Source organism: Pseudomonas sp. 58 R 12 (assembly GCF_900005865.1).
Lineage (GTDB): Bacteria > Pseudomonadota > Gammaproteobacteria > Pseudomonadales > Pseudomonadaceae > Aquipseudomonas > Aquipseudomonas tritici.
Window position 1 is genome coordinate 462,156 of the sequence record NZ_CVTP01000028.1, and the last position, 24,456, is coordinate 486,611.

At 57.3% G+C, this 24,456-nt stretch carries 23 protein-coding genes, 4 tRNA genes and 2 pseudogenes; 16 read left to right on the forward strand and 13 right to left on the reverse strand.

Annotation, left to right across the window (positions count from 1 at the left end; genetic code table 11):
• Positions 1–88: 88 nt before the first annotated feature.
• Together BFP95_RS26505 and BFP95_RS26510 are read left to right on the forward strand one after the other, a co-directional pair.
• Positions 89–1,309 carry a putative DNA modification/repair radical SAM protein gene (locus BFP95_RS26505; protein WP_065875995.1) on the forward strand — a complete coding sequence of 407 codons (1,221 nt, stop codon included), beginning with the start codon at positions 89–91 and terminating at the stop codon, positions 1,307–1,309.
• Positions 1,306–2,145, forward strand: coding sequence for a TIGR03915 family putative DNA repair protein (locus BFP95_RS26510; RefSeq protein WP_065910918.1), 840 nt, complete (start codon positions 1,306–1,308; stop codon positions 2,143–2,145). The genes BFP95_RS26505 and BFP95_RS26510 overlap by 4 nt, the downstream gene beginning before the upstream one ends.
• Here BFP95_RS26510 and BFP95_RS26515 read toward each other — a convergent pair.
• The 3 genes and pseudogenes from BFP95_RS26515 to BFP95_RS26525 all read right to left on the reverse strand — a co-directional run.
• Positions 2,114–3,526 (reverse strand): annotated as a pseudogene (locus BFP95_RS26515) (efflux transporter outer membrane subunit); the annotation flags it as partial. The gene BFP95_RS26510 and the pseudogene BFP95_RS26515 overlap by 32 nt on opposite strands.
• Positions 3,510–4,679 (reverse strand): efflux RND transporter periplasmic adaptor subunit, encoded by a 1,170-nt coding sequence (locus BFP95_RS26520; protein WP_065910919.1) that lies wholly within the window; start codon positions 4,677–4,679, stop codon positions 3,510–3,512. The pseudogene BFP95_RS26515 and the gene BFP95_RS26520, both read right to left, overlap by 17 nt.
• Entirely contained in the window at positions 4,669–7,890 is a 3,222-nt protein-coding gene (locus BFP95_RS26525) for an efflux RND transporter permease subunit (RefSeq protein ID WP_065910920.1), read from the reverse strand. The genes BFP95_RS26520 and BFP95_RS26525 overlap by 11 nt, the downstream gene beginning before the upstream one ends.
• A 196-nt stretch (positions 7,891–8,086) precedes the next feature.
• Here BFP95_RS26525 and BFP95_RS26530 point away from each other — a divergent pair, with 196 nt between their 5' ends.
• Positions 8,087–8,497, forward strand: coding sequence for a PA0061/PA0062 family lipoprotein (locus BFP95_RS26530; protein ID WP_049712574.1), 411 nt, complete (start codon positions 8,087–8,089; stop codon positions 8,495–8,497).
• Here the strand turns inward: BFP95_RS26530 and BFP95_RS29855 are convergent.
• Entirely contained in the window at positions 8,494–8,646 is a 153-nt protein-coding gene (locus tag BFP95_RS29855) for a hypothetical protein (RefSeq protein WP_175403023.1), read from the reverse strand. The genes BFP95_RS26530 and BFP95_RS29855 overlap by 4 nt on opposite strands.
• A 210-nt stretch (positions 8,647–8,856) precedes the next feature.
• Between BFP95_RS29855 and BFP95_RS26535 the strand changes: the two genes are divergently transcribed.
• Positions 8,857–9,519 carry a C39 family peptidase gene (locus BFP95_RS26535; RefSeq protein ID WP_065875999.1) on the forward strand — a complete coding sequence of 221 codons (663 nt, stop codon included), beginning with the start codon at positions 8,857–8,859 and terminating at the stop codon, positions 9,517–9,519.
• 123 nt (positions 9,520–9,642) lie between these two features.
• Here the strand turns inward: BFP95_RS26535 and pbpG are convergent, their stop codons facing one another.
• Positions 9,643–10,566, reverse strand: coding sequence for a D-alanyl-D-alanine endopeptidase (pbpG, locus tag BFP95_RS26540; RefSeq protein ID WP_065876000.1), 924 nt, complete (start codon positions 10,564–10,566; stop codon positions 9,643–9,645).
• Between the two features lie 132 nt (positions 10,567–10,698).
• A complete protein-coding gene (locus tag BFP95_RS26545; protein WP_065910921.1) occupies positions 10,699–11,895 on the reverse strand; it encodes a tyrosine-type recombinase/integrase in 1,197 nt (398 codons plus the stop codon).
• A 314-nt stretch (positions 11,896–12,209) separates the two neighbouring features.
• On the opposite strand from BFP95_RS26545, the gene BFP95_RS26550 reads away from it, so the two are divergent.
• Positions 12,210–12,452, forward strand: coding sequence for a hypothetical protein (locus BFP95_RS26550; protein WP_065910922.1), 243 nt, complete (start codon positions 12,210–12,212; stop codon positions 12,450–12,452).
• Between the two features lie 912 nt (positions 12,453–13,364).
• Here the strand turns inward: BFP95_RS26550 and BFP95_RS26555 are convergent.
• Together BFP95_RS26555 and BFP95_RS26560 are read right to left on the reverse strand one after the other, a co-directional pair.
• On the reverse strand, positions 13,365–13,688 hold the full coding sequence (locus BFP95_RS26555; protein WP_065910923.1) for a DUF4406 domain-containing protein: 324 nt from the start codon (positions 13,686–13,688) through the stop codon (positions 13,365–13,367).
• A gap of 22 nt (positions 13,689–13,710) precedes the next feature.
• Positions 13,711–14,148 (reverse strand): hypothetical protein, encoded by a 438-nt coding sequence (locus tag BFP95_RS26560; protein WP_065910924.1) that lies wholly within the window; start codon positions 14,146–14,148, stop codon positions 13,711–13,713.
• 70 nt (positions 14,149–14,218) lie between these two features.
• On the opposite strand from BFP95_RS26560, the gene BFP95_RS26565 reads away from it, so the two are divergent.
• Together BFP95_RS26565 and BFP95_RS26570 are read left to right on the forward strand one after the other, a co-directional pair.
• A complete protein-coding gene (locus BFP95_RS26565; RefSeq protein WP_065911056.1) occupies positions 14,219–14,452 on the forward strand; it encodes a hypothetical protein in 234 nt (77 codons plus the stop codon).
• 109 nt (positions 14,453–14,561) lie between these two features.
• Positions 14,562–15,482 (forward strand): putative phage abortive infection protein, encoded by a 921-nt coding sequence (locus BFP95_RS26570; RefSeq protein ID WP_065910925.1) that lies wholly within the window; start codon positions 14,562–14,564, stop codon positions 15,480–15,482.
• Between the two features lie 100 nt (positions 15,483–15,582).
• On the opposite strand, the gene BFP95_RS26575 is transcribed toward BFP95_RS26570, so the two are convergent.
• Positions 15,583–16,380, reverse strand: coding sequence for a DUF2786 domain-containing protein (locus tag BFP95_RS26575; protein ID WP_065910926.1), 798 nt, complete (start codon positions 16,378–16,380; stop codon positions 15,583–15,585).
• Positions 16,381–16,464: 84 nt separating this feature from the next.
• Between BFP95_RS26575 and BFP95_RS29660 the strand changes: the two genes are divergently transcribed.
• From BFP95_RS29660 to BFP95_RS26595, 4 genes and pseudogenes are all read left to right on the forward strand, one after another.
• Positions 16,465–17,091, forward strand: a complete 627-nt coding sequence (locus BFP95_RS29660; protein ID WP_139115330.1) for a hypothetical protein — start codon at positions 16,465–16,467, stop codon at positions 17,089–17,091.
• Between the two features lie 402 nt (positions 17,092–17,493).
• A pseudogene (locus tag BFP95_RS26585) lies at positions 17,494–17,709 on the forward strand (glycoside hydrolase family 19 protein); the annotation flags it as partial.
• The gene (locus tag BFP95_RS26590) at positions 17,706–18,221 is read left to right on the forward strand and encodes a lysis system i-spanin subunit Rz (protein ID WP_065910928.1); all 516 of its coding nucleotides are present in this window, start codon (positions 17,706–17,708) and stop codon (positions 18,219–18,221) included. The pseudogene BFP95_RS26585 and the gene BFP95_RS26590, both read left to right, overlap by 4 nt.
• 68 nt (positions 18,222–18,289) lie before the next feature.
• A complete protein-coding gene (locus tag BFP95_RS26595; RefSeq protein WP_046035617.1) occupies positions 18,290–19,084 on the forward strand; it encodes a DNA adenine methylase in 795 nt (264 codons plus the stop codon).
• On the opposite strand, the gene BFP95_RS26600 is transcribed toward BFP95_RS26595, so the two are convergent.
• The 4 genes from BFP95_RS26600 to folD all read right to left on the reverse strand — a co-directional run bounded on the left by BFP95_RS26600 (position 19,081) and on the right by folD (position 21,896).
• Entirely contained in the window at positions 19,081–19,761 is a 681-nt protein-coding gene (locus BFP95_RS26600; protein WP_065910929.1) for an SOS response-associated peptidase family protein, read from the reverse strand. The two genes, BFP95_RS26595 and BFP95_RS26600, sit on opposite strands and share 4 nt — an antisense overlap.
• 284 nt (positions 19,762–20,045) lie before the next feature.
• Complete coding sequence (locus tag BFP95_RS26605) at positions 20,046–20,402, reverse strand: hypothetical protein (RefSeq protein ID WP_065910930.1); 357 nt, start codon at positions 20,400–20,402, stop codon at positions 20,046–20,048.
• A 76-nt stretch (positions 20,403–20,478) separates the two neighbouring features.
• Positions 20,479–20,691, reverse strand: coding sequence for a hypothetical protein (locus BFP95_RS26610; protein WP_046035620.1), 213 nt, complete (start codon positions 20,689–20,691; stop codon positions 20,479–20,481).
• A gap of 350 nt (positions 20,692–21,041) precedes the next feature.
• Positions 21,042–21,896, reverse strand: a complete 855-nt coding sequence (gene folD / locus BFP95_RS26615) for a bifunctional methylenetetrahydrofolate dehydrogenase/methenyltetrahydrofolate cyclohydrolase FolD (protein WP_065890720.1) — start codon at positions 21,894–21,896, stop codon at positions 21,042–21,044.
• Between the two features lie 279 nt (positions 21,897–22,175).
• On the opposite strand from folD, the gene BFP95_RS26620 reads away from it, so the two are divergent.
• From BFP95_RS26620 to tig, 5 genes are all read left to right on the forward strand, one after another.
• Positions 22,176–22,252 (forward strand) — tRNA-Arg (locus BFP95_RS26620).
• Between the two features lie 32 nt (positions 22,253–22,284).
• Positions 22,285–22,360, forward strand: a tRNA-His gene (locus tag BFP95_RS26625).
• A gap of 57 nt (positions 22,361–22,417) precedes the next feature.
• Positions 22,418–22,502: transfer RNA gene (locus BFP95_RS26630), tRNA-Leu, on the forward strand.
• A 77-nt stretch (positions 22,503–22,579) separates the two neighbouring features.
• Positions 22,580–22,655, forward strand: a tRNA-His gene (locus BFP95_RS26635).
• A 399-nt stretch (positions 22,656–23,054) separates the two neighbouring features.
• The gene (gene tig / locus BFP95_RS26640) at positions 23,055–24,365 is read left to right on the forward strand and encodes a trigger factor (protein ID WP_065876002.1); all 1,311 of its coding nucleotides are present in this window, start codon (positions 23,055–23,057) and stop codon (positions 24,363–24,365) included.
• The last annotated feature ends 91 nt before the right edge of the window (positions 24,366–24,456 follow it).

Consider the following 24,456-nt stretch of genomic DNA (forward strand, 5'->3'; position numbering starts at 1 on the left):
TCGCCACAAAATCTCTGTCCTACAGACGGCACTGGCGTGATGGTTGAGCTACTGGTACTGTACAAAAAACCAGTATCGGTAGCCCTCCATGCAGTTGATCGAAAAACTCAGCATCCTCGCCGACGCCGCCAAGTACGACGCGTCGTGCGCCAGCAGCGGCGCGCCCAAGCGTAGCTCCGAGGGCAAGGCGGGGCTGGGTTCCACCGATGGCATGGGCATCTGCCACAGCTATACGCCCGATGGGCGATGCGTGTCATTGCTCAAGGTGTTGCTCACCAACTTCTGTCTCTACGACTGCCAATACTGTGTCAACCGCCGCTCCAGCGACGTGCCCCGCGCGCGTTTCAGCCCGGAGGAGGTGGTCACCCTGACCCTGGACTTCTACCGGCGCAATTGCGTCAGCGGGCTGTTTCTCAGCTCCGGCATCATCCGTTCGTCCGACTACACCATGGAGCAGTTGGTGCGGGTCGCCAAGCTTCTACGCGAAGAGCACGACTTTCGCGGCTATATCCACCTCAAGACCATTCCCGACGCGGACCCGGCGCTGATCGCCGAAGCCGGGCGTTATGCCGACCGCCTGAGCGTGAATATCGAACTGCCTACCGAGACCAGCTTGCAAACCCTGGCGCCGGAAAAACAGATCGTCTCGATCAAGCAGGCCATGCAGACCATCTACACCGGCGAGCAGACCGTGCTCAACGAGCCGCGCGCGCCGCGATTCGCCCCGGCAGGGCAGAGTACGCAAATGATCGTCGGCGCCGACGACACCGATGACAGCACCATCCTCCACGGTGCCGAAGCGCTTTACGGCAATTTCAAGCTGCGGCGCGTGTATTACTCGGCGTTCAGCCCCATCCCCAACAGCCCGAAGAGCGTGCCCCTGGCTGCACCACCGCTGATGCGCGAGCATCGCTTGTACCAGGCCGATTTCCTGCTGCGCAGCTACGGGTTCAGTGCCAACGAACTGTTCGCAGGCCCCGGCCACCTGGCCCTGGATATCGACCCCAAGCTGGCCTGGGCCCTGGAACACCGCGAGGTATTCCCCCTGGACCTGAACCGCGCCGAGCCGACCTTGATTGCGCGCATTCCGGGCATTGGCCTGCGCACCACCCAGCGCCTGGTGGACCTGAGGCGTGAACGCAAGATCCGCTTCGAAGACCTGGCGCGCATGCGCTGCGTACTGGCCAAGGCCAAGCCGTTTTTCATCACCAGTGACTATCACCCGCAACAGGCCGAAAGCACCAGCGTGCTGCTACGTGAACAATTGCGCGACCGCCCCGCACCCCAGCAAATGGGGCTGTGGGGATGATCAGCCTGGAATGCGACAACCTGTTCAGCACTTGGCGCGACCAGGCGCGATGGCTGCTCAGCCATCAGGTCGATCCCAGCCAGGTGAGCTGGGGCGAGGCCGAGGTAGCCGATCTGTTTGCCACCGACCAGTCCATTCCCGAAGGCCTCGGGCCGTTCCAGACGCGCGTGCCCAAGGCGTTGTTGGATCTGCTGGAGTCGGCCGCCTGCTACCACGGCGACCAGCGCTGGAGCCTGCTGTATGAAGTGTTGTGGCGTGTGAGCCATGGCGATCGTACTGCGATGCTGGCGGGGGACAAGCTGGGTAGCGAGTTGCAGCGGCGGATCAAACAGGTCAGCCGCGAGGCGCACCACCTGCATGCGTTTGTGCGGTTTATCGCATTACCCGCCGGGGCGGGGGCGGAGCTGCCGGAATATGTGGCCTGGCACGAGCCTGCACACGACATTCTGAAATCCGCCAGCCAGCATTTCGTCGGGCGCATGGGCCGTCATCGTTGGATGATCGCCACGCCGCTGGACGGGGTGTACTACGACGGAGAGCAGCTTATTCATCAGCGCGAGTGCCCCGAGGCGTGGCGGCAGCTGGCGCAGAATGTGGAGGATCCGCACAGTGCGATGTGGCTGACCTATTACAGCCACATCTTCAACCCGGCGCGGTTGAACCCCAAGGTGATGGAAGGGCACTTGCCGAGCCGGTTCTGGAAGAACTTGCCCGAGGGCAAGTTGATCCCAGGGTTGATCACTGAGGCGCGGACGGGGAAGCAGAAGGATGGGCAGGCGAAGTTGATTGGGGCAAAGGCCGGTCGCCAGATTGCCAGCCCCCACCGAGCGCGGTGACCAATCCCACGCTTGCCTGTAACTGACGGGTCTGCACCGCCTGCAATGTTCGTTGTGCCTGCAAGGCTGCCGTTTGTGCGGTCACTACATCCAGGTAACTCACGGCCCCGGCTTGGTAGCTGTTCATCGCCAGCGATTGCGTATGTTGCGCGGCATCCGCCGCCGCCTGTTCGTCCTGGGCTTCCTGTTGCAAGTCCCGAAGCTGCGCCAGGTTATCTTCGACCTCGCGCACCGCTTTCAGTACGCGGCTCCGGTATTGCGCCGAGGCTTCTTCAAACTCCGCTTTGGCTTGATGTTCATTGGCGCTCAAGCGGCCGCCATCAAAGATCGGCAAGTTGACCAGCGGCCCCAGCGCCCAATACCGATTGCCCGCCGAAAGCAGATTGCCGACGCCTTGCGTCTGCCCGCCAACCAACCCGGTCAAGCTGAAATCCGGATACCACGCGGCCTTGGCCACCCCGATATTCGCATTGGCCGCAAACACCCGCCGTTCCGCCGCCGCAATATCCGGGCGGCGCTGCAGCAACTGGCTGGGTAACTGCGTAGGAATTCCCGGTAACGCGATCAACTGTTGGCTCGGCGGCAACGTAAAATCACTGGCTGCGACACCCACCAGTTCACCAATGGCATGCTCAGTAAGGTTGCGCTGGCCGCGCACTTCATCCAATTGCGCCTTGGCTTCTGCCAACTGATTCTGCGCGCGGGTCAGGTCCAGCTCAGAAGCAATCTGGCCTTCATACCGGCTGCGGGTCAATTGCAGCGCTTGGCTGAAATCGTCCAGCGAACGGTTGAGAATTCGCGCCTGCGCATCCAGCCCATTGAGCTGCACATACAACGTCGCCAACTGGTGCTGCAGGCTCAAGCGTGCCACCGCCAAGTCATCGCCGGACGCTTGCGCCTGAGCATCACCCGCCGCCACCTGGTTGCGGATTTTGCCCCACAGGTCCAGGTCGTAGCTCAATGAAAAACCTGCGGTGTTGCTGTTATACACGGACGGCTGAGTCGTCCCCCGCAACGGTCGCGAGTCCGATTGCCGTTGCCGCAACGGCTGCGCGCTGGCAGTGATTTGCGGGAACAACCCGGCATGCAGTTGGCTGGCGTACGCCTGGGACGCATCGAAGTGCGCCAGCGCTGCATCCAGGTCCGGATTGGCCTTGAGCAGTTGCTGTTGCAGGTCATTCAGGTGTGGGTCGTTGTAGAGTTTCCACCATTCGGGCGCCAGTTGGTCGCAGGGTTGAGCGCTGTGCCACGGGCCGTCACGGGTCTGTTCGCGGTAGCCCGTCGGGAGGTTTACCGAAGGCACGGTGTAGGTCGGCGCCATTGAGCAACCTTGCAACGCCAGCAGTATCAGGGCTGCGACAGGTTTAAGCCTTGGGCACATGTGCACCTCCCGAGGCGTTGGCCAGTTGCACCGGGTCGCCTTCACGCAGGGCGTCGGGTGGGTTGTCGACGACACGGTCGGCGCGTTTCAGGCCCTGGTCGATCACCAAGCGTTCGCCCAAATCCAATCCGATGTGGATGTTCTGCAGGTGCACGTGATTCTGCGCGTCCAGCACCGCCACTTGCGTGCCTTGGGCGCGGAAGATCAACGCGCTGGCCGGGATGCTCACGCCATGGGTGTCCACCGGAATCGGCAGGGTGGCTTCGGCGTAATCACCGGGCAGCAATTCGCCCTTGGGGTTGTCTGCCACGAATTGCGCGAGCAGGGTCCCGGAGCGGCGGTCGATGGCGGTGGAGTCGCCGATCAGGCGGGCCTTGAAGTGTTCGCCAGGATGCTCGGGCACTGTCAGTTCGGCTTCAAGGCCGGGATGGATGACGGCCGCGTAGTTCTGTGGCACCGGCACATACAGGCGCAACTGGTGGGTGTCAGCAATGTTGAACAACTCGGGATCACTGTCGGTATCGGCTTTGATCAACTGGCCGATATCGGTGTTGCGCGCGGTGATGGTGCCGGCGAATGGCGCACGAAGGGTCTTGTAGCTTTCCAGCGCGGTGAGCCTCGCGTAGTCGGCAGCGGCGGCTTCGGCGTTGGCCTTGGCCGCGGCGGCATTGGAGGTTTTTTCATCGGCCTCCTGGCGTGATACCGAGTGGCTGGCGAGCAGGTTTTGCCAGCGGGTGGCGGTGGTTTTGGCCAGGCGTGCGTTGGCTTGTTCCTGCACTAGGCGTGCGTGGGTTTGGGCCAGTTGCTGGTCCAGGTCCGGGCTGTCGATCTCGGCGAGGACCTGCCCGGCCTTGACTTGAGTGCCGATGTCGGCTTTCCAGTCTTTCAGGTAGCCGCTGACCCGGGCGTGAATCGGCGCCTTGCTCCAGGCTTCCAAATGCGCGGGCAAACGCAGGGTATCGCCGGCGGCGTTCTGTTGCGGTTGGACCACCCTCACTTGAGCGATGGCGGCAGTCTCGGTCCAGGCGGCAACCGATTGTTCGTGCAGCGTACGGGCGTGCAGGCCGTTGGCGACCAACAGGGCGGCCAGGGTCAGGCCGCCGACACCCATGAGCATCAGACGCTTGCGCGAGGGTTTTTGATCAGACGACATGTGGGGGAACTCCTGCAACTGCGCGAGTAGAGTGACGACCGTGGACCAGGCTGAAGACCACGGGAACAAACAACAGGGTGGCGACGGTGGCGAAGATCAAGCCACCGATCACCGCACGGCCGAGCGGTGCGTTCTGCTCCTCGGAGATCGCCAGTGGCAGCATGCCGATGATCATCGCCAGGGCGGTCATGCACACTGGGCGAAAGCGCGTGTAGCCCGCTTCCAGCGCGGCCTTCAGCGCATCACCATGTTCGGCCAGGCGTTCGCGGCAGAAGCTCACGACCAGGATCGAGTTTGCGGTGGCGACGCCCATGCACAGGATTGCGCCGGTCAACGCGGGCACCGACAGCGAGGTGCCGCTGAGGAACAGCATCCACACGATCCCCGCCAGGGCCGCCGGCAAGGCGGTGATGATCACGAACGGGTCGGCCCACGACTGGAAGTTGACCACGATCAGCAGGTAGATCAGCACCACCGCACCGAGCAGGCCGACGCTCAAACCGCTGAACGCTTCATGCAACGCATCGATCTGCCCGTGCAGGCTGATCACCGCGCCTTTGGGGCGCATCGACGCGGTGTCATCCAGCACTTTTTGCACATCACGGGCTACGCCGCCGAGGTCGCGGCCTTGGACATTGGCGTACAAGTCCAGGGTCGGTTCGATGTTGTAGTGAGTCACCACCGCCGGGCTCTGCACGCGGGAGATGGTTGCCACGCCGCCGAGGATTTGCGACTGGCCGCCAGCACCCGTTACCGGCAGCGCTTCCAGTGACGGCAGGCTGTCGAGGCGGTATTGCGGGGTCGCGGCAACGATGGAATAGGACACGCCGTTGGCCGGGTTGAGCCAGAAGGTCGGCGCCACCTGGGAGCTGCCGGCGAGGGAGGCGACCATGCTGTTGGTCACGTCACGCTCCGTGATGCCCAGGCCGTTGGCGCGCATCCGGTCGACATTCACCTGCAAGGACGGGTAGCCGGTGGACTGTTGGATACGCAGGTCGGCGATGCCCGGGACGTGCTGCAGGCGGCGCTCCAGTTCTACCGCATAGGCGCGGTTTTCTTCGTCGTTGCGCCCGGAGATCTTCACGTCCAGCGGGGCAGGCGCGCCAAAGTTGAGGATCTGGCTGCTGATATCCGCCGGCAGGAACGCAAAGTGGCTGCCGGGAAAACTTTGCGGCAAGGCTTCACGCAGTTTCTTCACATAGTCCGCGGTGGGGGCGTGGTCTTTTTTCAAGGTGACCTGGATGTCGCCATCCTGCGGGCCGATGGTGCCGCTGCTGCTGTAGGCCATGTCGATGCCGCTCAGCGGGATGCCGATGTTATCGACAATGGTGTCGAGTTCTTCGGCGGGAATCACTTCACGAATCCGCGCTTCGATGCGGTCGAAAGCGGCGGCGCTTTCTTCGATGCGCGTGCCCAGTGGTAAACGTACGTGAAGGGCGAGGGCACCGGCGTCGGTGGCTGGGAAGAAGTCCTGGCCCAGGCTAGGCAACAGCAGGAATGACGCGAGTACGCAGGCCAGGAAACCGACGATAAAGCGTTTGCGATTGCCCAGCGCCAAGGTCAGCAGGCCGTAATAGGTATCGCGGCTATTCGAGAAATGGCGCTCGAACCCCTGTTGGAAATTCAGCATCGATTGCAGCAGGGCGTTGCGCTGTTTCGTGTGCTGCTCACCTTCGTGATGATTGATGAATTCATCTTCCGGGTGATGCCCCGCGCCTGGCTCCGGCATGTGCGGCTTGAGCAGGAACATCGCCAGTGTCGGTACCAACGTACGCGAGAGGATGAACGAACTGGCCATGGCAAAGATGACCGCCAGGGCCATCGGGCGGAACAGGTAGCCGGCGATGCCTTGCAGCAAGAACATCGGCACAAACACGATGCAGATGCACAGCAGCGAGACGAACGCCGGGCCGACGATCTGCGCGGCGCCGTCGAGGATCGCGGTTTTTACCGCCTTGCCTTGTTCCAGGTGCCAGTTGATGTTTTCGATGGTGACCGTGGCGTCGTCCACCAGGATGCCCACGGCTAACGCCAGCCCGCCGAGGGTCATCACGTTGAGGGTTTGCCCGGACACCGCCAGCAGCGCGATGGCCGAGAGTACGGCCAGGGGAATCGACGCCGCGATGATCAGCGTCGAACGCCAGCTGCCAAGGAACAGCAGGATCATCGCGCTCGTCAGCAGCGCGGCAATGATGCCTTCCTGGGCCACGCTGCCCACCGACTGTTTGACGAACACCGAGGCGTCGCCCAGCAGCGAAGTCTTCAGCGACGGCGGCAGCGTTTCGTTGATGCGCGGCAACATCTGCCGGATGCCGTCGATGATCTCCAGGGTGGAGATGCTGCCGTTTTTCAACGCCGGCATCAGCACCGCACGGTGGCCGTCGACGCGTACGATGTTGGTCTGCGGCGGCGAGCCATCACGTACGTGGGCCACCTGGCCGATGGTGATCAGCGCACCGTCGACGGTTTTGATTGGCAAATCGTTGAGTTCATCAATTGCCTTGGGGCTGTTGTTGAGCAGGATCGTGTATTCGTTGGGACCGAGTTTGGCGGTGCCCACTGGGATGATCTGGTTTTGCAACGCGAGTGCATTGCCCACGTCCTGGGCCGACAGCTCTTTGGCGGCCAGCGCCTGCGGGTCGAGGTCGAGGGTGATCTGGCGTTGTTTACCTCCCATGGGTGTGGGCATCGCCAGGCCGGGCAGGGCGCTTAAAGGCAGGCGGATGTTGTTTTGCACCAGGTCGCGAATCTTCGCCTCCGAGAGGCTCGGGCTGGAGAATGCCATCTGCAGGATCGGCACCGTGGAGGCACTGTAGTTGAGGATCAGCGGCGGCGTGATGCCCGGTGGCATCTGCTTGAGTACGGTTTGAGAAACTGCCGTCACCTGAGCGTTGGCGGTGCGGATATCCACGCCGGGCTGGAAGAAGATCTTGACGATGCCCATGCCGGGCAGCGATTGCGATTCGATGTGTTCGATGTCGTTGACGGTGGTACTCAGGGAGCGTTCGTAGGTGTAAATCACCCGGCCGGCCATGGCGTCCGGCGACAGGCCGTTGTACTGCCACACCACCGCTACCACAGGGATGCCGATATCCGGGAAAACGTCAGTGGGGGTACGCAGGGCCGCCATTGGCCCGATGATGCAGATGAATATGGCCAACACGATAAACGTGTACGGCTTTTGCAGTGCGGTCTTTACCAGCCCGAGCATGCGTGAACCTCCAAAGGAGCAGGATTGCAAACCCCGGCAGTCTTGCCCGACCCACCTAACACGCACCTTTCAGCCAGGTGAAGGAACATTTAGGTAAGGGCTGAAGATCGTTTCATATGTATTCATTTGTTCTAAACAGGCGCGCTCACCAAGCTTGTAACCCATCGGACATATCGTCTTTCTTTGGAGCCCTGCCATGTCACTCAAACCCCTGTTGTTGATTCCCGCCCTCGGTGCTGTGCTGCTGTTATCGGCCTGCGCCGGTCCCATTCCAAAAGCCGACCCGAGCGAAGCCTGGATCGGCTTGAAGGAAGAAGCGCCGAACGACCTGATGGCTGAGCGAGTGGATGGAAAACGCGTGGATGACGGGCGTTTTTTTGAAGTGACGCCGGGAGATCATCGCCTGGATGTGACGTTATTCGAGGAAGAACCAGGCGACGACAACCAGCAGGACTGCCAGGGTCGGGTCGAGTACAAGGACTTCAAGGCGGGTGAGCACTACACCTTGGTGGAATCCAGCCTGGGCACGACCGTGCGCGCATCCCTGGAGGATGGCCACGGCAAGGAAGTCGCGGCGACTCAGGATTTCAATTGCATGCCTGGCTAGGCGTGATGCACCGCTGCCTTATGAGGCTTGGCGGGTTTGGCGTGGGGGTGATGGTGCCGGCGGGTAATGCGCAACACCCCCCACAACATGGCGCCGGCTACCGCCAGCCAGCCGCAGATCAACAGGAAAATCGTTGTTGCAAGGCTCATTCGGGCCTCCTTTCGCCCCGTTCGGGGCACACACAGTCTTCTCAAGGGACAGTCTAGCTAGCTGGCGGTTGCCTGCTATTGACCAATGGTCGTGTCTGTCCAACTTCTTTGCTCTATCCACTCCCTTTACTAAGCCTGCGGGCTATACCCGCGTGGCAGAGCGTCCTATGATCAGGGCCCTCACCGGCGGTTGATCAAGAGAGAAGAACATTGCGGTTACGGTCGAACCTTAAAACATCCGTGTTGCTCGCCTGTGCCCTGGGGCTTGCGGCCTGTTCTGCAACCCCATCGAGGCTGGCGGGCCTGCCGGAGCGCGTCGAGCTCAATGGCGTGCCGACTTTTCGCAGCGAGGCTTATCAGAGCGGTCCTACGGCGTTAGCCAGCATGCTGTCGCAACAAGGCATTGTCATGACACCGGGCTTGCTGGATAAGCCGCTGCGTTTACCGGGCGCTGAAGCAGACCTTGAACGCAACATGCAGGTGCTGGCGCGTGAATACGGGCTGATGGTCTATCCGCTGGATGCGGAGCTGACGGCGGTGCTGGCGCAGGTGGCGGCGGGTTACCCGGTGATGGCGCGAATTGGCGGCGGGGTGTGGTCTGACGCGCATTATGTGGTCGTGGTCGGGTTCAATCAGCAGAAAAGCACCGTGCTGCTGCGCTCCGGGATGGACCGGCGCCTGTTGATGAGCTTCAGCGACTTTGAATCGAAGTGGAAGAATGCGGGGAGTTGGGCAGTCCTCACCCAGCGTCCAAGCCAGTTGCCGGCCAATGTGGATGCGCAACGCTGGCGGGAGTCGGCTAATGCAACGGCCCAGGCGGGGCAGGAACGGGCGGCGGCGCAGGCCCTTAAAGTGTTGGCGGAACGCAAGTAAGGAATACACCGAAGATCCAGTGTGGGAGCGGGCTTGCTCGCGAAAGCGGAGTGTCAGTCAATGCATTTGGCGACTGATTCACCGTATTCGCGAGCAAGCCCGCTCCCACATTAGAACTGTTGTTTAGCGACGCACTTCCGCAGCGTTAGGACGGTTCTTCAGGTTCTTGTCCGCCTTGTAGCGCAATGCCACATCCGGCACCGAGCCGCTCTTACCGGTTTCAACCCAATTACGAATCCGGCTGGCATCGGCAAAGTGCGTGAATTTGCCGAAGGCATCCAGGATCACCAACGACACCGGGCGGTTACCCATGCTGGTCACCAGCACCAGGCAGTGGCCGGCCTGGTTGGTGAAGCCGGTCTTGGTCAGCTTGATGTCCCAGTTGGCGCGGTTGATCAGGTGATCGGTGTTGGAGAAACCCAGGGTATAGTTGGGTTTGCGGAACGAAACGGTCTTTTCCTTGGTGGTACTCAGTTGGCTGAGCAGCGGGTAGTGGCGCGCGGCGGCCAGCAATTTGCTCAGGTCACGGGCGGTGGACACGTTATGAATCGACAGGCCAGTAGGCTCGACGTAGTGGGTGCTGGTCATGCCCAGCGCTTTGGCCTTGGCGTTCATCGCCGCGATAAACGCTGGATAGCCGCCTGGGTAGTGGTGGGCCAGGCTGGCGGCGGCGCGGTTTTCTGACGACATCAGGGCGATCAGCAACATCTCTTTGCGCGGCATTTCGCTGCCGATTTTCACGCGGGAGAACACACCTTTCATTTCCGGTGTGTCCTTGATATTGATATCGATGTACTCATCCATGTTCTGCTTGGCTTCGAGCACGATCAGGCCGGTCATCAGCTTGCTCACCGAGGCAATGGGCACCACCACGTCGGGGTTGCTGGAATAGATGACCTTATTGGTCTGCAGGTCCACCAGCATGGCGCTGCCTGAAGCGATCTGCAGCTTGGAGGTATCACGCGGAGCCTGGGTGGTTTCGGCTGCTTGCGCGAAGGTGCCTGTGAAAGCAAAAAATAGGCTGACAATAGAGAGACGAATTTTCACGCGGATGAACTCGCTAAAAAGTAAGGAAATGCCGTTGGGGAACGGGTTTTTGATAAATGCCGTTACATTTTAGGAGTATGGATCACAAAGTGATAGAGAGCCTTTAAATAAAGGCTCTAAGCCGCTGATTGGTTAGGCTTGTACCGATTTTGTACCAATCATCGCTTGCTCAAGCTTTCCAACTTCTGACCAGTCAGTGCTTGACGATAGCCATTTTGCGTAAGTCGTCAGCAAAACTTGGATGCTGTGGCCAAGCTGGCCGGCGATAAACGCAGGATTCATGCCCGCCATTAGACACATGGTGGCATACGTGTGTCGGCAGTTGTACTGCGGTCTATGTCGTAGATCAAGCGCCGTCAACGCCTTGCTGAACTGGTCGCCAGTCTGGGATGGCCGGCAAATGAATTCGGATCCACCCGATGGCGGAAACACGTACTGCGATGTCGTCTTGATTCTCCGACGCTGTAGCAATCGATCATCGGCGATTTGCTTGGCTTGCCGCAGGGCATTCAACGCTCGGCTATTAAGCATCACTGCCCTCGCGTACTTCGTTTTTGTGCGTTCCTCTACTTCCCCATCTACAACGATCCGGCAGACGTGTGCAGTGCGCGCGTCCATGTCAATCTCATCCCAGCGCAACGCCGCTATCTCTCCTGTTCTCAGCCCGCTGAAGAACGCAAATTCAAAATAGGCGGCAAATATCCGCACGCCTGGCTTTTTAAAATTCGTGTACATCCACTCAATGATTGCAGCCGCTTCATCCCCAGAAAATGGGTCTACCTGCTTTTTTACTTTCTTCGGTAGCTTTATCGGCGCAGCCGGGTTGCGATCGATCAGCTCATCTTGCACGGCAGACTTCAGTAGTGAAGTGACCCGTGCTATCGACTCGCGTTTAATCGACTGTGTTTCCCAAACTGTTTCACTTATTACCCTGCGTAGCACCATCGTGGTGATTGCCGTGATCGGGAGCTGCCCAAGCCATGGCATCCAGTAGGTGTTGATCGTTGCGCGATAGTTTCTGCGCGTGCCTGGTACGATCTCCAAGCTATTAATCCAGGCCTGGGCGTACTCGCCGAACGTCATCACCAGCGATACGGGCATGTAGCTGGAGTTTGGGAACAGCTCAGCGTATCGCTGATCATCCAAAACTCCATGCTTTGCCAGGCTTATTACTTGATCGCGTAGATCGGCTGCCGCTTTAATCCCTTTTGGGGTTTGTGGGTGTGCGAGAGTCTCGCAGCGTCGCTCGCCTCTCCAGGTGAAGCGAATGCGAACGGACTGGCCAACGAATTCAACTCCTGTGGGCAGGCCCATTGGCTTTCTAGCCATGCTTCATATCTCCTTAAGCTATAAAATATCCTGCCGTCTATCTTGTTCCAAACGCCTTCAGGAATTACGCGACGGTCGCGCTTGCCTTCCAGTGCGCGCTTAGTGGTGCCGATGATCTCGGCCATCCGAGACTCCGGCACTTTGTCGAGCTGAAAGGGTTCCTGTGTTTTCTGTGTTTCCGGCATAGGCGTACCTCGCCCGCCGCTCACCGGCAGGCATGTAGTGGGATAGAGTGATAGCGTTTTGCTCGTATTCACTGATCGTGAGTACGGGTGTACAACTTCGTTTAACTCACCCAGTCAGCAGGAGGGCACGTGTCACACCACCTCGATGTTCCAATTGCCCACGCTTATCGGGGTCACACGATGTTTCTCAAGTTCGATTGGCGACGTCCGAACGACGAGGCACCGGTTGCCGCGAAGATCATCGAGGCCGCGCCAATTGATGGATTGGGCGAGGTTGCCGCCGAATTGATCGGACCCTGGCCGGACTACCCTGCCGCGCTGGATGAGGCCATAGCTGCAGCTGAGCGTTGGATTGACAGCCAATTACCGTAAGACCGCTCATCGGCAGGCATGTAGGGGAATTGGAGTTAGGTGAGTGCCTTGCAGACTTCGGCGGCAACCCGAACGATTGCGCGCCGGGTTGGGCCCTCGGATCTAGGTTGTGAGGCTCGCTCAGTTGGATCGTGGTGCTGTTTAGGCTGTATACGTCGGTGATGTTTGGTAGCAGCGCCCGCTGCTCATCCATCTTGACGCCGGTATAAAGCTCTGCGCGAAGGGAGAGGGGATAAGCAGAAATATATAGGTACATCGCACTCAAAGCCGCGAAATAGGAAGATACTCCAGCGCTTTGGGGGGCTCGGAAATGTTTACTCGCGGTAGAACCTTTTGGACTTGGGCAAATCCGCACCTTCATTGCCGAACCAAAGATGAGCGTCTTGCTGACGGCGCTCAGGTCAACGTTCAGGTGCGGACTTCAAGCACAGGCGCTGTGCAGCTGTTTCTTGGGTTATACGCTCCGAAAGGAATTATGATTTTTGAGGAATCGTTTGACTCACGGCCTGACCAAACAATGACGCAAGCCATGGAATGGGGCATATCCAGAGCAAAAGAACTCTGGACTATCTCCAGGGAAAAAGCCCTGAATACGCGTAAGTTTTCAAAGCTCCCTCGATCGATATCTGAGTAGTCCACGTGACCGCTCATCGCTCTATTTGAATGCGCATATGTAATTAGATGTCACTGCTTCGGTGGGAACATTCCGGGGCCTCCGGCAATACCCGCCGCAAGGCGAATTTATGAGCGGAATAGATGACTTCAGATTTAAGTCCCACCACCTTTTGATCGAGCTAGATGCGGCGACGAGCATGATGATGCAGCTGGTTTCATCCAAGGAAGTGGCTGGGGCTGGTTGGGACGCTGCCGCCCTGCGCCACCATGAAGCCTTCGAGGCTTGGAGCGATTTTCTCAACTCTCCTGAAAGCCCTTTGGCCGAGCCGGCGCCGCCGATTCACTAGCGCTCGTCACCAGATTTTGGGCATTCACAACCGTCATGCCGAGGCGTTCTGCGATCAGGACTTCCAGGCGGGCGCCCTTTGAATTTTCCCAGCCGGGCAGGGTGGCCACGGTGTCGCACTCCATCAGCGTTGCTATGTCGCGGCGCATGCAGTCGGTCCTGCTGCCGCCCTCGGGGTTGAGCTCGGCGGGGTTGGTGACGGTGTGGCCGCCAGCGCGAACGCTGGCTTTCATGCTGTGGAAAGTCGGGAAGTTCAGCCCTGGCAAGCCGCTCATGGGGCCGCTGGGTAAATACGTTTCAGGCTGCCTCCTTTTGCTCGTCCGGCTTTCGGATCAAGCCCAGGCGCACACCTTCATCGCGAACAATCAAGATATCGTCGCCATAGCCCCAAGGATTCTCGAAACCGTTATCCATCACGTGCTGGAAATACCCGTAGCGCATCGGCTTTCCTGTGAGTACGAACGCACCGATAGACCCGACTAGGCTCTTCAGGGTGCCGCCGTGCGAGAAGCCATCCCATGAGCCCTCCCTCATCACGTTGATACGGGCCCCGGTGTAGTCATCGAACAGCCAGACGATATTGCGGCGACCATTGAGAGCTAGGTATGCATCGTGCCCGGCGCCCTTGTTACGAAAGAAGCACCGGCCGCAGTTGGCGATCACCCTGAGGAATTCGTTTGCATCGATGATCCGGTCCAGGCGCTGCTGACCGATGGTTTTGTTTTCTGTAGGCATGGGGAGTCCTTGCCGGGCCATGCCCGGTGTGTGGTGCTACGATGGCCCCTTCCTCTAAATGGGCTGGACCATGACAAAGCACGATATTTACGATGAGATCGAAGGCTTTCAGGTTTGGAACTACATGGAGTGCGACAAGGACGAGGAAGGCCGGGAGACCTGGCGTATCAATGTCGAAGTAAAGCGTGGTGGCGAAGTGGTGGTGCAGGTTGTTGCGGGTGACCGAACCTATGTTGACCGTGGCCTGGCGCAGGTTGCTGGGCGTAAAGTCGGTGCTAGGCTGATTGCAGAAGCAGGCTTATAGGTTTTCTGTGGGCTTCGGGTGTCCTATGCGGGGTCACGCCGGGGCGGCTAAAGTTCGGAGTTTTTGATACGATTTGCGCTTACAGAAAAATCCAAAAGGAGTTGTCAGAGTGGATGATGAAAACTCTATTGAAAAGGGTGATTCAAATTTAAGTGGCACTTGGCTTGTAATGTTGGCTCTATTACCCATAGTCATTGTTTCTTCACTTGTTGTTTCTCACTTTCAATTTGGTGTGGATATTCCATTTTTAAAAGTGATTAATTCGGGTTCGGCTACTTATTGGGGGCAAATTGGAGACTTTGTTGGCGGAGTTTTAAATCCAATCCTGAGTTTCATAGCTTTGCTCGCAGTTGTGCTCAGCCTAAGATCTCAGGCGTCTGAGCTCAGAGCCGCAAGAGCGGAGGCCAGAGCATCACAAATTACTCAGACACAGCAGACAGAAATTTTCGAAAAGCAAAGTAAACTAATTGAGCGTCAAAGCTTTGAGACTGTGTTTTTCGGGCTGTTAGATCTTCATACCAAAAACGCAGAGTCGGCTAAGTTCTTTAGACATGGCTCGGATAGTTTTGGCGCAGATGCATTCCAGTCATACTCCACAAGGTTTAATATTGACAGCGTGGCAATGACAGTTGGAGTCGGTGATGTAGCAGAAGCTGATATTTTGGAGCGCGTCTACTCTTTCAACGAAAGTTCGCGGGAAGGCCTTGGGCGGTATTTTAGGACGCTTTTTGAGTTTCTTGTATATATAGATAATTATGGAGTTCCCCTACGTCATAGTCATCTTGGCGTGAATCCTATTTTGCTTAAAGGCTTTGATACCCCAGATTCAGTCATCAAAAAGACGTATGCCAGTATCGTTGCCGCGACCTTTAGTTTGCATGAATCAGAATGCATAATGATGTACTGCTTGACTCCAGAAGGTAAAGGATTGAAAAGTCTTTGTGAGAAATATGGGCTTCTGAAGCACCTGCCGGATCGGCAGAATCAAGAGTTTTTTAAAGCTTTGTTTGAACCATCAGCATTTGGATAACGTTCTTATTTCACCTGGGTAGCCTCTGAGCCTAGATCGGACTAAGTATCAGCCTTTCAATTGCTATGAGCGTGCGGGATCCTTATCGATACGGGCCGGTTCATTGATGGTGGTGAGTACAGGCGGTAGTGGATAGGGCAGGAATGTCTTCGCCGCCGCGTGCAATGCCAGCGTGCAGCTCGACCTTGCTCCCGGCGAGCATGCCGGCGATTTGGGCGTTCATATCCAACTCGACGCCCTTGCTTTTCCGCGACTCTCTAATGTCTTGGGTGGCAAGGTATTGGCTGATCAACGCCTTGTCTTGCGCCTGAATCGCGATGAGGTTCTGGCCGGTGCCAGGCTGGCTGAGCGGATCAGCATCGGCTTGAGGTACAAGCGCTTTCAGCTTCGACTGAACCTCCCAAACCCACGCTAGTGCAAAGTGATCGCCGGCAGTTTCTGCCGAATACTGACTACGATGAACTCCTGATCTGACCGCTGAGCAGTAGGCCTTCCGGGCCTGGGTGAGCTTGGTGTGCAGCGCCTCGTACGCGTAAAGGGCGATGTTCTGGGCGGGAGACACTCCGACGAATGTTGCGCACTCAATGACCTGGCCTTTCGCAGAACTCCACGTCCTGCGCCGTAGGGTTGTGCAGTTGAATGCTTCTGCTACAGCGATGCTGAGCTGCTGATCCCACGCTGGTCGCCGCTTGGTGCGGAAGAGGGCGGACTCAACTTCACCGACATCGCTCAATTTCACATCCATTTCGGTCAGCCGGTACTCCCGCATCAGTGCCTGAGCCTGCCTGAGCGCAGTGGCTGCCTCGTTCTCGTTTGCGCTCTGCGCCAGTGCAAGGCAGTGTTTGATCTTGCGGATTGCGCGCTCGAGCTTCTTTTCGTCAATCTGTTGTGCGCACATAGGGGATCCTCGTCAGCTGGCGTGATTCGTTGATATAGGGTATTTGTGGTCTGCTGGGTATTGGGCAAAAACGTAGAGCAGAATATGAAACGAAGCGATGTTGTTCTTCTTGCGGTTTTTTCAGTTGGTTTTTTTTCAGTCGGTGTGGTTTGGCGTCCGGCATTTGGTACTTATGGGAACATTAAAGATGGGCTTGAGTGTGTAAGTTACATAGCGACCACGGTAGCTGCAATCGTAGCAATATTCGCGCTTAGTGCCTGGAAAGCTCAGTTTAAATATTCCGAAAAATTTAAATCGATTAATATACTTAATGATTCGGCCGTAGGGTTGCTAATATTTTCACATTATATTGTTGCAATGACGTCTCAATGCATGGAGGAAAAGTTCAAAACTCCTTCTCCTATAAGATCGAGCAGCAAAAAAATCGTTGATAACGAGAGTTTGTGGGGTGCGTTGAATAAATTTAAATTGGATCTAGCTGTGGCATCTTTATTTCTAACAAAATCCGAGTCTTCTGAAATCAGTGCTTGTGCTGATAGATTAGAGAGGGCACATAGGAAATGGCTGAAAAAGTTTCATGAGTGTCTTTTGTTGTCTGAGTATAACGCTGAGCCGGTTGAGCTAGTGGTTAAGTGGATCACTGAAATTAACGAGTATCTCGGGGCGCTTCAAGAAAAAATTTCTATCGCACGTAAGTCGTCAGTTGCCTAGTGCTGCAAATTAGTTAAGTTTCTCTTGTTGGATAAACTCTACTTGTAAAGCACGTTGTTATTTAAGTTTTGCAAGCTGTCGGCACTGAATTTAACTGATGGCGAACTCATGTTGCGACATGTTAGAAAAAGGTATAGTTACTTTAATCAGTGCTTTGCAGGGTTGACCAGAAACTTGGACACCGTCTCTTGCCATTCCTCGAAGTTTTGGCGCTCGCTGAAAATCTGAAGAGCGTCAGCGGGAGCTTTCGAGATGATCAGTGTTTGCTTTTCGGTGCCGATACTGTCGAGTAGTGTCTTCTCTTTCGCGCGCTTGTCCCGCTGGACCTGCGCGTTGTCCGGCCATGCCTTAGCTCTTCGGTTTCATGTCTTGGCACATCAAGCCATGTCTTCCGCCGAGGTTGAGGTGCTGGGCCTGGACTTGATCAATCAACCAACACTGTTGGAGCAGCCGCAATACGCCGCGATGTCGGCGGCCTGGTTCTGGTCCACGAAAGGCCTGAACACGCTGGCGGATCAGGGTGATTTCCCGAAGATCACCCGCCGCATTAACGGTGGACTCAACGGCCTAGAAGATCGCTTGCAACTGTGGGAGCGGGCGAAGAAGGTGCTGGCATGACGCCTTTGCAGAAGCTGGCCGGGCTGGTGCTGCTGATCCTGGTGCTGATGGCCAGCGCCGCGGGCGTGACCTGGCAGGTTCAGGACTGGCGCATGGGCAAACAGCTTTCCGAGCAGGCAGGCCTGCACCAGGCAGACCTCGCTGCCATCGGAGCTGCTGCTGCCGCCCAGGCCCGCACCGAGCAGGACAAACGCCTGGCTACAGAGCGGAAGCTCGCCGCCCAGGACCAACAACACACCAAGGAATTATCCGATGCCCAACGCAGCCAGGCTCTTTTGCGCGATCGCCTTGCCACTGCTGATGTGCGCCTGTCAGTCCTCCTTGCCGAGGATCCAGCCGATGGCTGCAACGTGCCTTCCGCCCCCGGCGCCGTCGGCGTGGTTCATGCAGCCCGTCGAGCCCAACTTGACCCAGCGCATGCTCAAAGAATTATCGGCATTACCGACGACGGCGACCAAGGATTGATCGCGTTGCGGGCATGTCAAACGTACGTCAGGGAAATTGCCCGCTGACCTAAAATCGCGGCCGCTAAAAATTAGAATGATCTCAATGAAAACCTCACTTGCAAAGGATTGCAAAAATGACAACCCCAATCGTTCCATGGATGGGTGGCAAGCGCCGCTTGGCCGATCGCTTGATCCCTCTCTTCCCTCCACATGAGTGCTATGTCGAGGTCTTCGCTGGCGGCGCCGCCCTTTACTTTATGCGGCCCCAGGCGGCCCCCGTTGAAGTTCTCAACGACATCAATGGCGACCTGGTTACGCTCTATCGGGTGGTGCAAAACCATCTGGAGGAGTTCGTGCGCCAGTTCAAATGGGCGCTCAGTTCTAGGCAAGTATTTGAGTGGCATAAGATGACCAGGCCGGAAACGCTCACCGACATCCAGCGAGCTGCTAGGTTTTTCTACCTGCAACACCATGCCTTCGCCGGCAAGGTGAGTGGACAGACCTTCGGTACAGCAACAACTGGCCCAGCCATTAACCTATTGCGGATCGAGGAGAATCTGTCTGCAGCTTGGCAACGGCTGTCCGGCACCTATGTCGAGAACTTGGGATGGCTTGAATGCGCTGAACGATACGATCGACCGCACACCTTCCATTACATGGACCCGCCTTACTGGCAGACTGTCGGATATGGCGTGGACTTCCCCTTTGAAAACTATGAGCGGATGGCCGACTTCATGCGCCGCTGTAAAGGCAAGGTGATGGTGAGCATCAACGACCACCCTGATATCCGGCGGGTTTTTGAAGGGTTCCACTTCGAAACGCTGGACATTCGGTACAGCACCACCAATCAGCGTCAGGGAAAGGCCGAGGTCAGCGGCGAGCTCGTGATTATGAATTGGAAGCCCTCCGACTTAGGCGGGCTGTTCTAAGGGGCCGGCTGTATCAGCTTGGGCCCCTGGTTCCGCACATTGCCCACAGCGGTATCGACCTTGAACCATTCGAAGGCTTCGGTCGGTTCGCACTGATGCAGCACCATCTGCTCGGCGCGCTCTTGGGGCGTAGCCGGGTCCAACCATTCCCGAGCCAACTCCGGCGTCAGCACTACGGGCCGACGGTCGTGGATGTCCACCATGCCGCCGGCGCTGTCGGCGGTGATGATCACAAAGCCGTCATGCTCCCCAGGTCCTTCGTCCGCGTCTGGCAGTTGGCCAATGGCCGCGCACAGCACTGGCGCGCCGTCCCGCCGACGGATCAAATACGGTTGTTTCTTCGGGCCGCCTTCGTCCACCCATTCAAACCAATTGTCTATGGGTGTGATTACACGATGCGGCCAGATCGCCCGGAAGAAAGGGCCGTGGGCAACCTTCTCGACACGGGCATTGATCGGCGCGGCACGATCCTTTGCCCAGTGCGGCCGCCATCCCCACCTTACCTGGTCGGCGTGCAGTAATTCGCCCTGCAGGTGAAGCAGCGCAACCTGCATTGTCGGCGCGACGTTGTAGCGCTCGATCGGTTGATCGCCTACAGAGTTGGCCAGAGCATTAGGCATGCTCAGCGCTGCAACAAAGTCATGGATGCCGCGGTACTGCGTCAATCTTCCGCACATGGTCGTCTCCGCTCGTCGGGGGTGGTGAACCCCCAGGATTCGGTCAGTATCTACAGGGTAGACACTGGGCCAGAGCATTCGTCATGACGATCAGTAATGGGCAAGGCAATGCATTAGAGGGATCAACTCCGCCGAGCATTCGGGCAGCGACCGGATCTCTATCCCCTCAAGAGCGGTACGACACGAGCATGTCCGCTGCGAACGTTTTGAGGTCGCATGGACTGATTGACGCGGCCGGTTGGATCGACTTGTCAGATAGAGCTCTGACTGTATACGCAGACGAGCTAGGTTGAAGGCTCTTTTAGATTTTTCAGCTCCATCAGCAGTCGCTGGTTCTCTCTCAGTAAGTGGTCGCGCTGGCCGGTAACCAGATCTATGGGACGGAAGCTCACATTGTCAGGCGCCTGATTGCTCACGGCTGAACCGCGCTCGATGGCTTCTCTGAGAGCCGCCTCTGCTGATGCCTTTCCGGTGGCGAGCAGGTCATTCATCTGCACCAGGCCTGCGATGTTGGCCCGCGCCTTTCTGAGCATCGATTCAGTCTCGATGAGCTCGTCCTCAAGCAGGGCGCACTGGTGTTGGTACATTTCGAGGGGTGTGGGGCAGCCAAGCCACGCGGAGGTGTCTTCGTCGATATTCATAGTGGATTAACTCAAATACTGTATGTGCATACAGTAATAGAGGTTTGTCCGGTGTGCGATTTGAGGCGACGGGAGGCTATCCGTCAGGAGACATGAGCACGGCCAGTGTCAGCTTGATGAACTCTTCGTTGTCGTCGATGGTATGCAGCGCACCCCGAATATTTTCTGCGACCTCAGCGGAGCCACGCTGCTCAACCCAGTTCGATAGCTCCATGATGGAAGCCTCAAGGGCCAGCTGGTTTTCGTAGAGCTTGGATAGAAGGGAGGGGAGTAGGTCTGAGTTTGGCATCGGCGTTCCTCTGGCGGAGTGAAGAGCTTAGCAGTCGGTTCTTTGGGCAGTTGTGTTCGGTCGGCAGGACGCCGTGGGAGGGGTGGATCTCGTACCAATTTTTGTACCACTGACCGCGTTCCGCTATCGAATGGTGTGTATCCCAAAGTAGGAAAGGCCCTGTATTTGCTGGGCCTTGCTACTTTGTAAAACTCTGGAAAACACAAAATTAATATTAGGAGTATGGATCAGAAACTGTCGAATGTTCTTCTAAAGCCAGATGAAAGTTCCTAAAAACTAAGAAAAAAGAGTTTTTTGCGGGCAATAAAAAGCCCTGCGATAAGACAGGGCTTTTTCAGTACACCTGGTTATTAATCGTGCAGGGTTTCTGCGGCGTACAAGGTGTTTTCCAATAGGCAGGCACGCGTCATCGGGCCAACTCCACCCGGTACTGGAGTAATCCAGCCGGCGCGGGGCAGGGCGGTTTCGTACACCACGTCCCCCACCAGTTTGCCGTCTTCCTGGCGGTTGATGCCCACGTCGATGACGATGGCGCCTTGCTTGATCCACTCACCCTTGACCAGGCCCGGCTTACCGGCGGCGACAACGACCAGATCGGCGCGGCCAACGTGGCCGGCGAGGTCTTTGGTGAAGCGGTGGGTGACGGTCACGGTGCAGCCGGCCAGCAGCAGTTCCATGGCCATCGGGCGGCCGACGATGTTGGACGCGCCGACAACCACGGCATCAAGGCCATACAGGTCGACACCGGTGCTTTCCAGCAGGGTCATGATGCCTTTCGGCGTGCACGGGCGCAGCAGCGGGATACGCTGGGCCAGGCGGCCGACGTTATAAGGGTGGAAGCCGTCGACGTCCTTGTCCGGGCGGATGCGCTCCAGCAATTTGGACGCGTCCAAGTGCTCGGGCAAAGGCAGTTGGAGCAGGATGCCATCGATCTTCGGGTCGTCGTTGAGACCGTCGATCAGGTCGGTAAGCGCCTGCTGGGTGGTCTCGGAAGGTAAGTCGTAGGCCTTGGAAATAAAGCCGACCTCTTCACAGTCTTTACGCTTGTGCGAGACATAAACCTGGGACGCAGGATCGCTGCCGACCAGGATCACCGCGAGGCCAGGCGTGCGCAGGCCTTGCTGGCCACGCTCGGAGACGCGTTTGGCGATCTGCTGGCGCAGGCTGGCGGCGATTGATTTGCCGTCGATAAGTTGTGCAGTCATTACGCGTGATTAACCATCGAGAGGGGGAAGAAAAGTGCGCGCATTCTCGCATGCCATGACGTGAGGGCAAAGGCGCTTGGTCTGCAAATTGCCCTAACCCCTTAAATAAAATCAGTTTTTTTCAAAAAAGATTTGACGGGTTTCCAGGCCCTCTATACTATTCGTCGCACTTGTCGGGCACAGCCTAGCACTGGTTAAGAAGGTCGAGCAGAATAGAGTGTTGTTCTGCAAGGCTGGAAGCACTTAGTTTGTAATCCTCCAAGAGTACAGATTAATCAGGCGCCCGTAGCTCAGCTGGATAGAGCATCCGCCTTCTAAGCGGATGGTCGCAGGTTCGAGTCCTGCCGGGTGCGCCATTAGGCAGCTTTGGCACAAGTAGCGCTAGTTGGTGGGCGTAGCTCAGTTGGTAGAGCACGGGATTGTGACTCCCGTTGTCGAGGGTTCGATCCCCTTCGTCCACCCCATATTTTGAAAAGGCGCCAGATTAATCGTCTGGCGCCTTTGCTTTAAGAGCTACAAGCGCGGATGTGGTGGAATTGGTAGACACACTGGATTTAGGTTCCAGCGCCGCGAGGCGTAAGAGTTCGAGTCTCTTCATCCGCACCAAACAAGGCTTGGCCATGTCGAAAGGCAGGGCAGGGCTAAACAAAGAAGTGGTTTGGTTTCTTTGTTAACGCAATATGGTGGGCGTAGCTCAGTTGGTAGAGCACGGGATTGTGACTCCCGTTGTCGAGGGTTCGATCCCCTTCGTCCACCCCATATTCGAAAGGCGCCAGATTTAACAGTCTGGCGCCTTTTTTGGTTTCAGCGGTACGAATATTCGGCGGCTGCAGGTAGTGGGTCGCAACGGCAGGGCGTTTCGTCGTATTTATGTATCTCGATGATGCCGCACTGCCTGCTGGCCCTGTTTGAGGGGTTGGCCGCCAAGGGGGTGCAGACGACTTCTTCTATTTATAGAAGAGGCGGCGCGGAGCCCTGGCGTACTTGGCTGTATTTGTCACCGGTGCGAGGTGCGTCAGTGCCTTCGTACCGATAAATTGCCGGCTGTTTTCGGGCGTATTTTCAGTAGGGTGACTTCTTGAGTTTGACCCACTAGAATGCATGCCCTTGATTGGGGTCGGAAATGGCCGGCTAACGTCTGTGCAACGAGGAATATCCATGCAAGTTTCTGTTGAAAATACTACTGCTCTCGAGCGCCGCCTGAGCATCACCGTTCCGGCAGAGCGTATTGAGACTGCGGTCAACAAGCGTCTGCAGCAGACTGCCCAAAAGGCCAAGATCGCTGGTTTCCGTCCAGGCAAAGTGCCAATGAGCGAAATCAAGCGCCGTTTTGGTGCTGATGCGCGCCAGGAAGCTGTTGGTGACGTAATCCAGGCTTCTTTCTACGAAGCAGTGGTTGAGCAAAAGCTGAACCCAGCAGGTTCGCCGTCGATCGAGCCTAAGTCCCTCGAAGCGGGCAAGGACCTGGAATACGTTGCCGTATTCGAAGTGTTCCCAGAATTCGAAGTGGCCGGTTTCGACGGTATTGCTATCGAGCGCCTGAGCGCCGAAGTGGCTGATTCGGACCTGGACAACATGCTGGAAATCCTGCGCAAGCAGAACACCCGTTTTGAAGTAGCCGAGCGTGCTGCCCAGAACGAAGACCAGTTGAACATCGATTTCGTTGGCAAGGTTGACGGCGAAGTCTTCGCTGGCGGCTCCGCCAAGGGTACTCAGCTGGTGCTGGGTTCCAACCGCATGATCCCTGGCTTTGAAGACGGCCTGGTTGGCGCCAAAGCCGGCGAAGAGCGTGTTCTGAACCTGGAATTCCCTGCTGACTACCAGAACCTGGACCTGGCTGGCAAAGCCGCCGAGTTCACCGTGACCGTCAACAGCGTTTCCGAGCCTAAGCTGCCTGAGCTGAACGAAGAGTTCTTCGCTCAATTCGGTATCAAGGAAACCGGCATCGAAGGCTTCCGCACCGAAGTTCGCAAGAACATGGAGCGCGAGCTGCGTCAGGCCATCAAATCCAAGGTCAAGAACCAGGTCATGGACGGTCTGCTGGCTGCCAACCCGATCGAAGTGCCTAAGGCACTGCTGTCCAACGAAGTGGATCGCCTGCGCGTACAAGCTGTTCAGCAATTTGGTGGCAACATCAAGCCTGATCAACTGCCGGCCGAGCTGTTCGAAGAGCAAGCCAAGCGCCGCGTCGTCCTGGGTCTGATCGTGGCAGAAGTGGTCAAGCAGTTCGACCTCAAGCCTGACGAAGACCGCGTTCGCGAAATGATCCAGGAAATGGCTTCGGCCTACCAGGAGCCTGAGCAGGTTGTGGCTTGGTACTACAAGAACGACCAGCAACTGAACGAAGTACGTTCGGTTGTGCTGGAAGAACAAGTTGTGGATACTGTTCTGCAGAAGGCTAAGGTGACCGATAAAGCGGTCTCTTACGAAGAAGCAGTCAAACCGGCGGAAGCACCACAAGCCGACTGATTGTCCAACTCGTTGGAAATTCAACCATAAGCCAGCCTCGCGCTGGCTTATGCGTTTTCAAGACATGACTATTTGGGAGTAACTGCAGAGC

Bases quoted from the DNA above. Each gene is read 5' to 3' on its own strand.
- BFP95_RS26560 (WP_065910924.1), bottom strand. From the start codon at position 14,148: ATGCCTACAGAAAACAAAACCATCGGTCAGCAGCGCCTGGACCGGATC.
- BFP95_RS26510 (WP_065910918.1), top strand. From the start codon at position 1,306: ATGATCAGCCTGGAATGCGACAACCTGTTCAGCACTTGGCGCGACCAG.
- BFP95_RS29855 (WP_175403023.1), bottom strand. From the start codon at position 8,646: ATGAGCCTTGCAACAACGATTTTCCTGTTGATCTGCGGCTGGCTGGCG.
- BFP95_RS26530 (WP_049712574.1), top strand. From the start codon at position 8,087: ATGTCACTCAAACCCCTGTTGTTGATTCCCGCCCTCGGTGCTGTGCTG.
- BFP95_RS29660 (WP_139115330.1), top strand. From the start codon at position 16,465: ATGAAACGAAGCGATGTTGTTCTTCTTGCGGTTTTTTCAGTTGGTTTT.
- BFP95_RS26600 (WP_065910929.1), bottom strand. From the start codon at position 19,761: ATGTGCGGAAGATTGACGCAGTACCGCGGCATCCATGACTTTGTTGCA.
- BFP95_RS26605 (WP_065910930.1), bottom strand. From the start codon at position 20,402: ATGAATATCGACGAAGACACCTCCGCGTGGCTTGGCTGCCCCACACCC.
- BFP95_RS26525 (WP_065910920.1), bottom strand. From the start codon at position 7,890: ATGCTCGGGCTGGTAAAGACCGCACTGCAAAAGCCGTACACGTTTATC.
- BFP95_RS26555 (WP_065910923.1), bottom strand. From the start codon at position 13,688: ATGAGCGGCTTGCCAGGGCTGAACTTCCCGACTTTCCACAGCATGAAA.
- BFP95_RS26595 (WP_046035617.1), top strand. From the start codon at position 18,290: ATGACAACCCCAATCGTTCCATGGATGGGTGGCAAGCGCCGCTTGGCC.
- BFP95_RS26610 (WP_046035620.1), bottom strand. From the start codon at position 20,691: ATGCCAAACTCAGACCTACTCCCCTCCCTTCTATCCAAGCTCTACGAA.
- BFP95_RS26565 (WP_065911056.1), top strand. From the start codon at position 14,219: ATGACAAAGCACGATATTTACGATGAGATCGAAGGCTTTCAGGTTTGG.
- BFP95_RS26505 (WP_065875995.1), top strand. From the start codon at position 89: ATGCAGTTGATCGAAAAACTCAGCATCCTCGCCGACGCCGCCAAGTAC.
- BFP95_RS26545 (WP_065910921.1), bottom strand. From the start codon at position 11,895: ATGGCTAGAAAGCCAATGGGCCTGCCCACAGGAGTTGAATTCGTTGGC.
- folD (WP_065890720.1), bottom strand. From the start codon at position 21,896: ATGACTGCACAACTTATCGACGGCAAATCAATCGCCGCCAGCCTGCGC.
- BFP95_RS26520 (WP_065910919.1), bottom strand. From the start codon at position 4,679: ATGTCGTCTGATCAAAAACCCTCGCGCAAGCGTCTGATGCTCATGGGT.
- BFP95_RS26575 (WP_065910926.1), bottom strand. From the start codon at position 16,380: ATGTGCGCACAACAGATTGACGAAAAGAAGCTCGAGCGCGCAATCCGC.
- tig (WP_065876002.1), top strand. From the start codon at position 23,055: ATGCAAGTTTCTGTTGAAAATACTACTGCTCTCGAGCGCCGCCTGAGC.
- BFP95_RS26590 (WP_065910928.1), top strand. From the start codon at position 17,706: ATGACGCCTTTGCAGAAGCTGGCCGGGCTGGTGCTGCTGATCCTGGTG.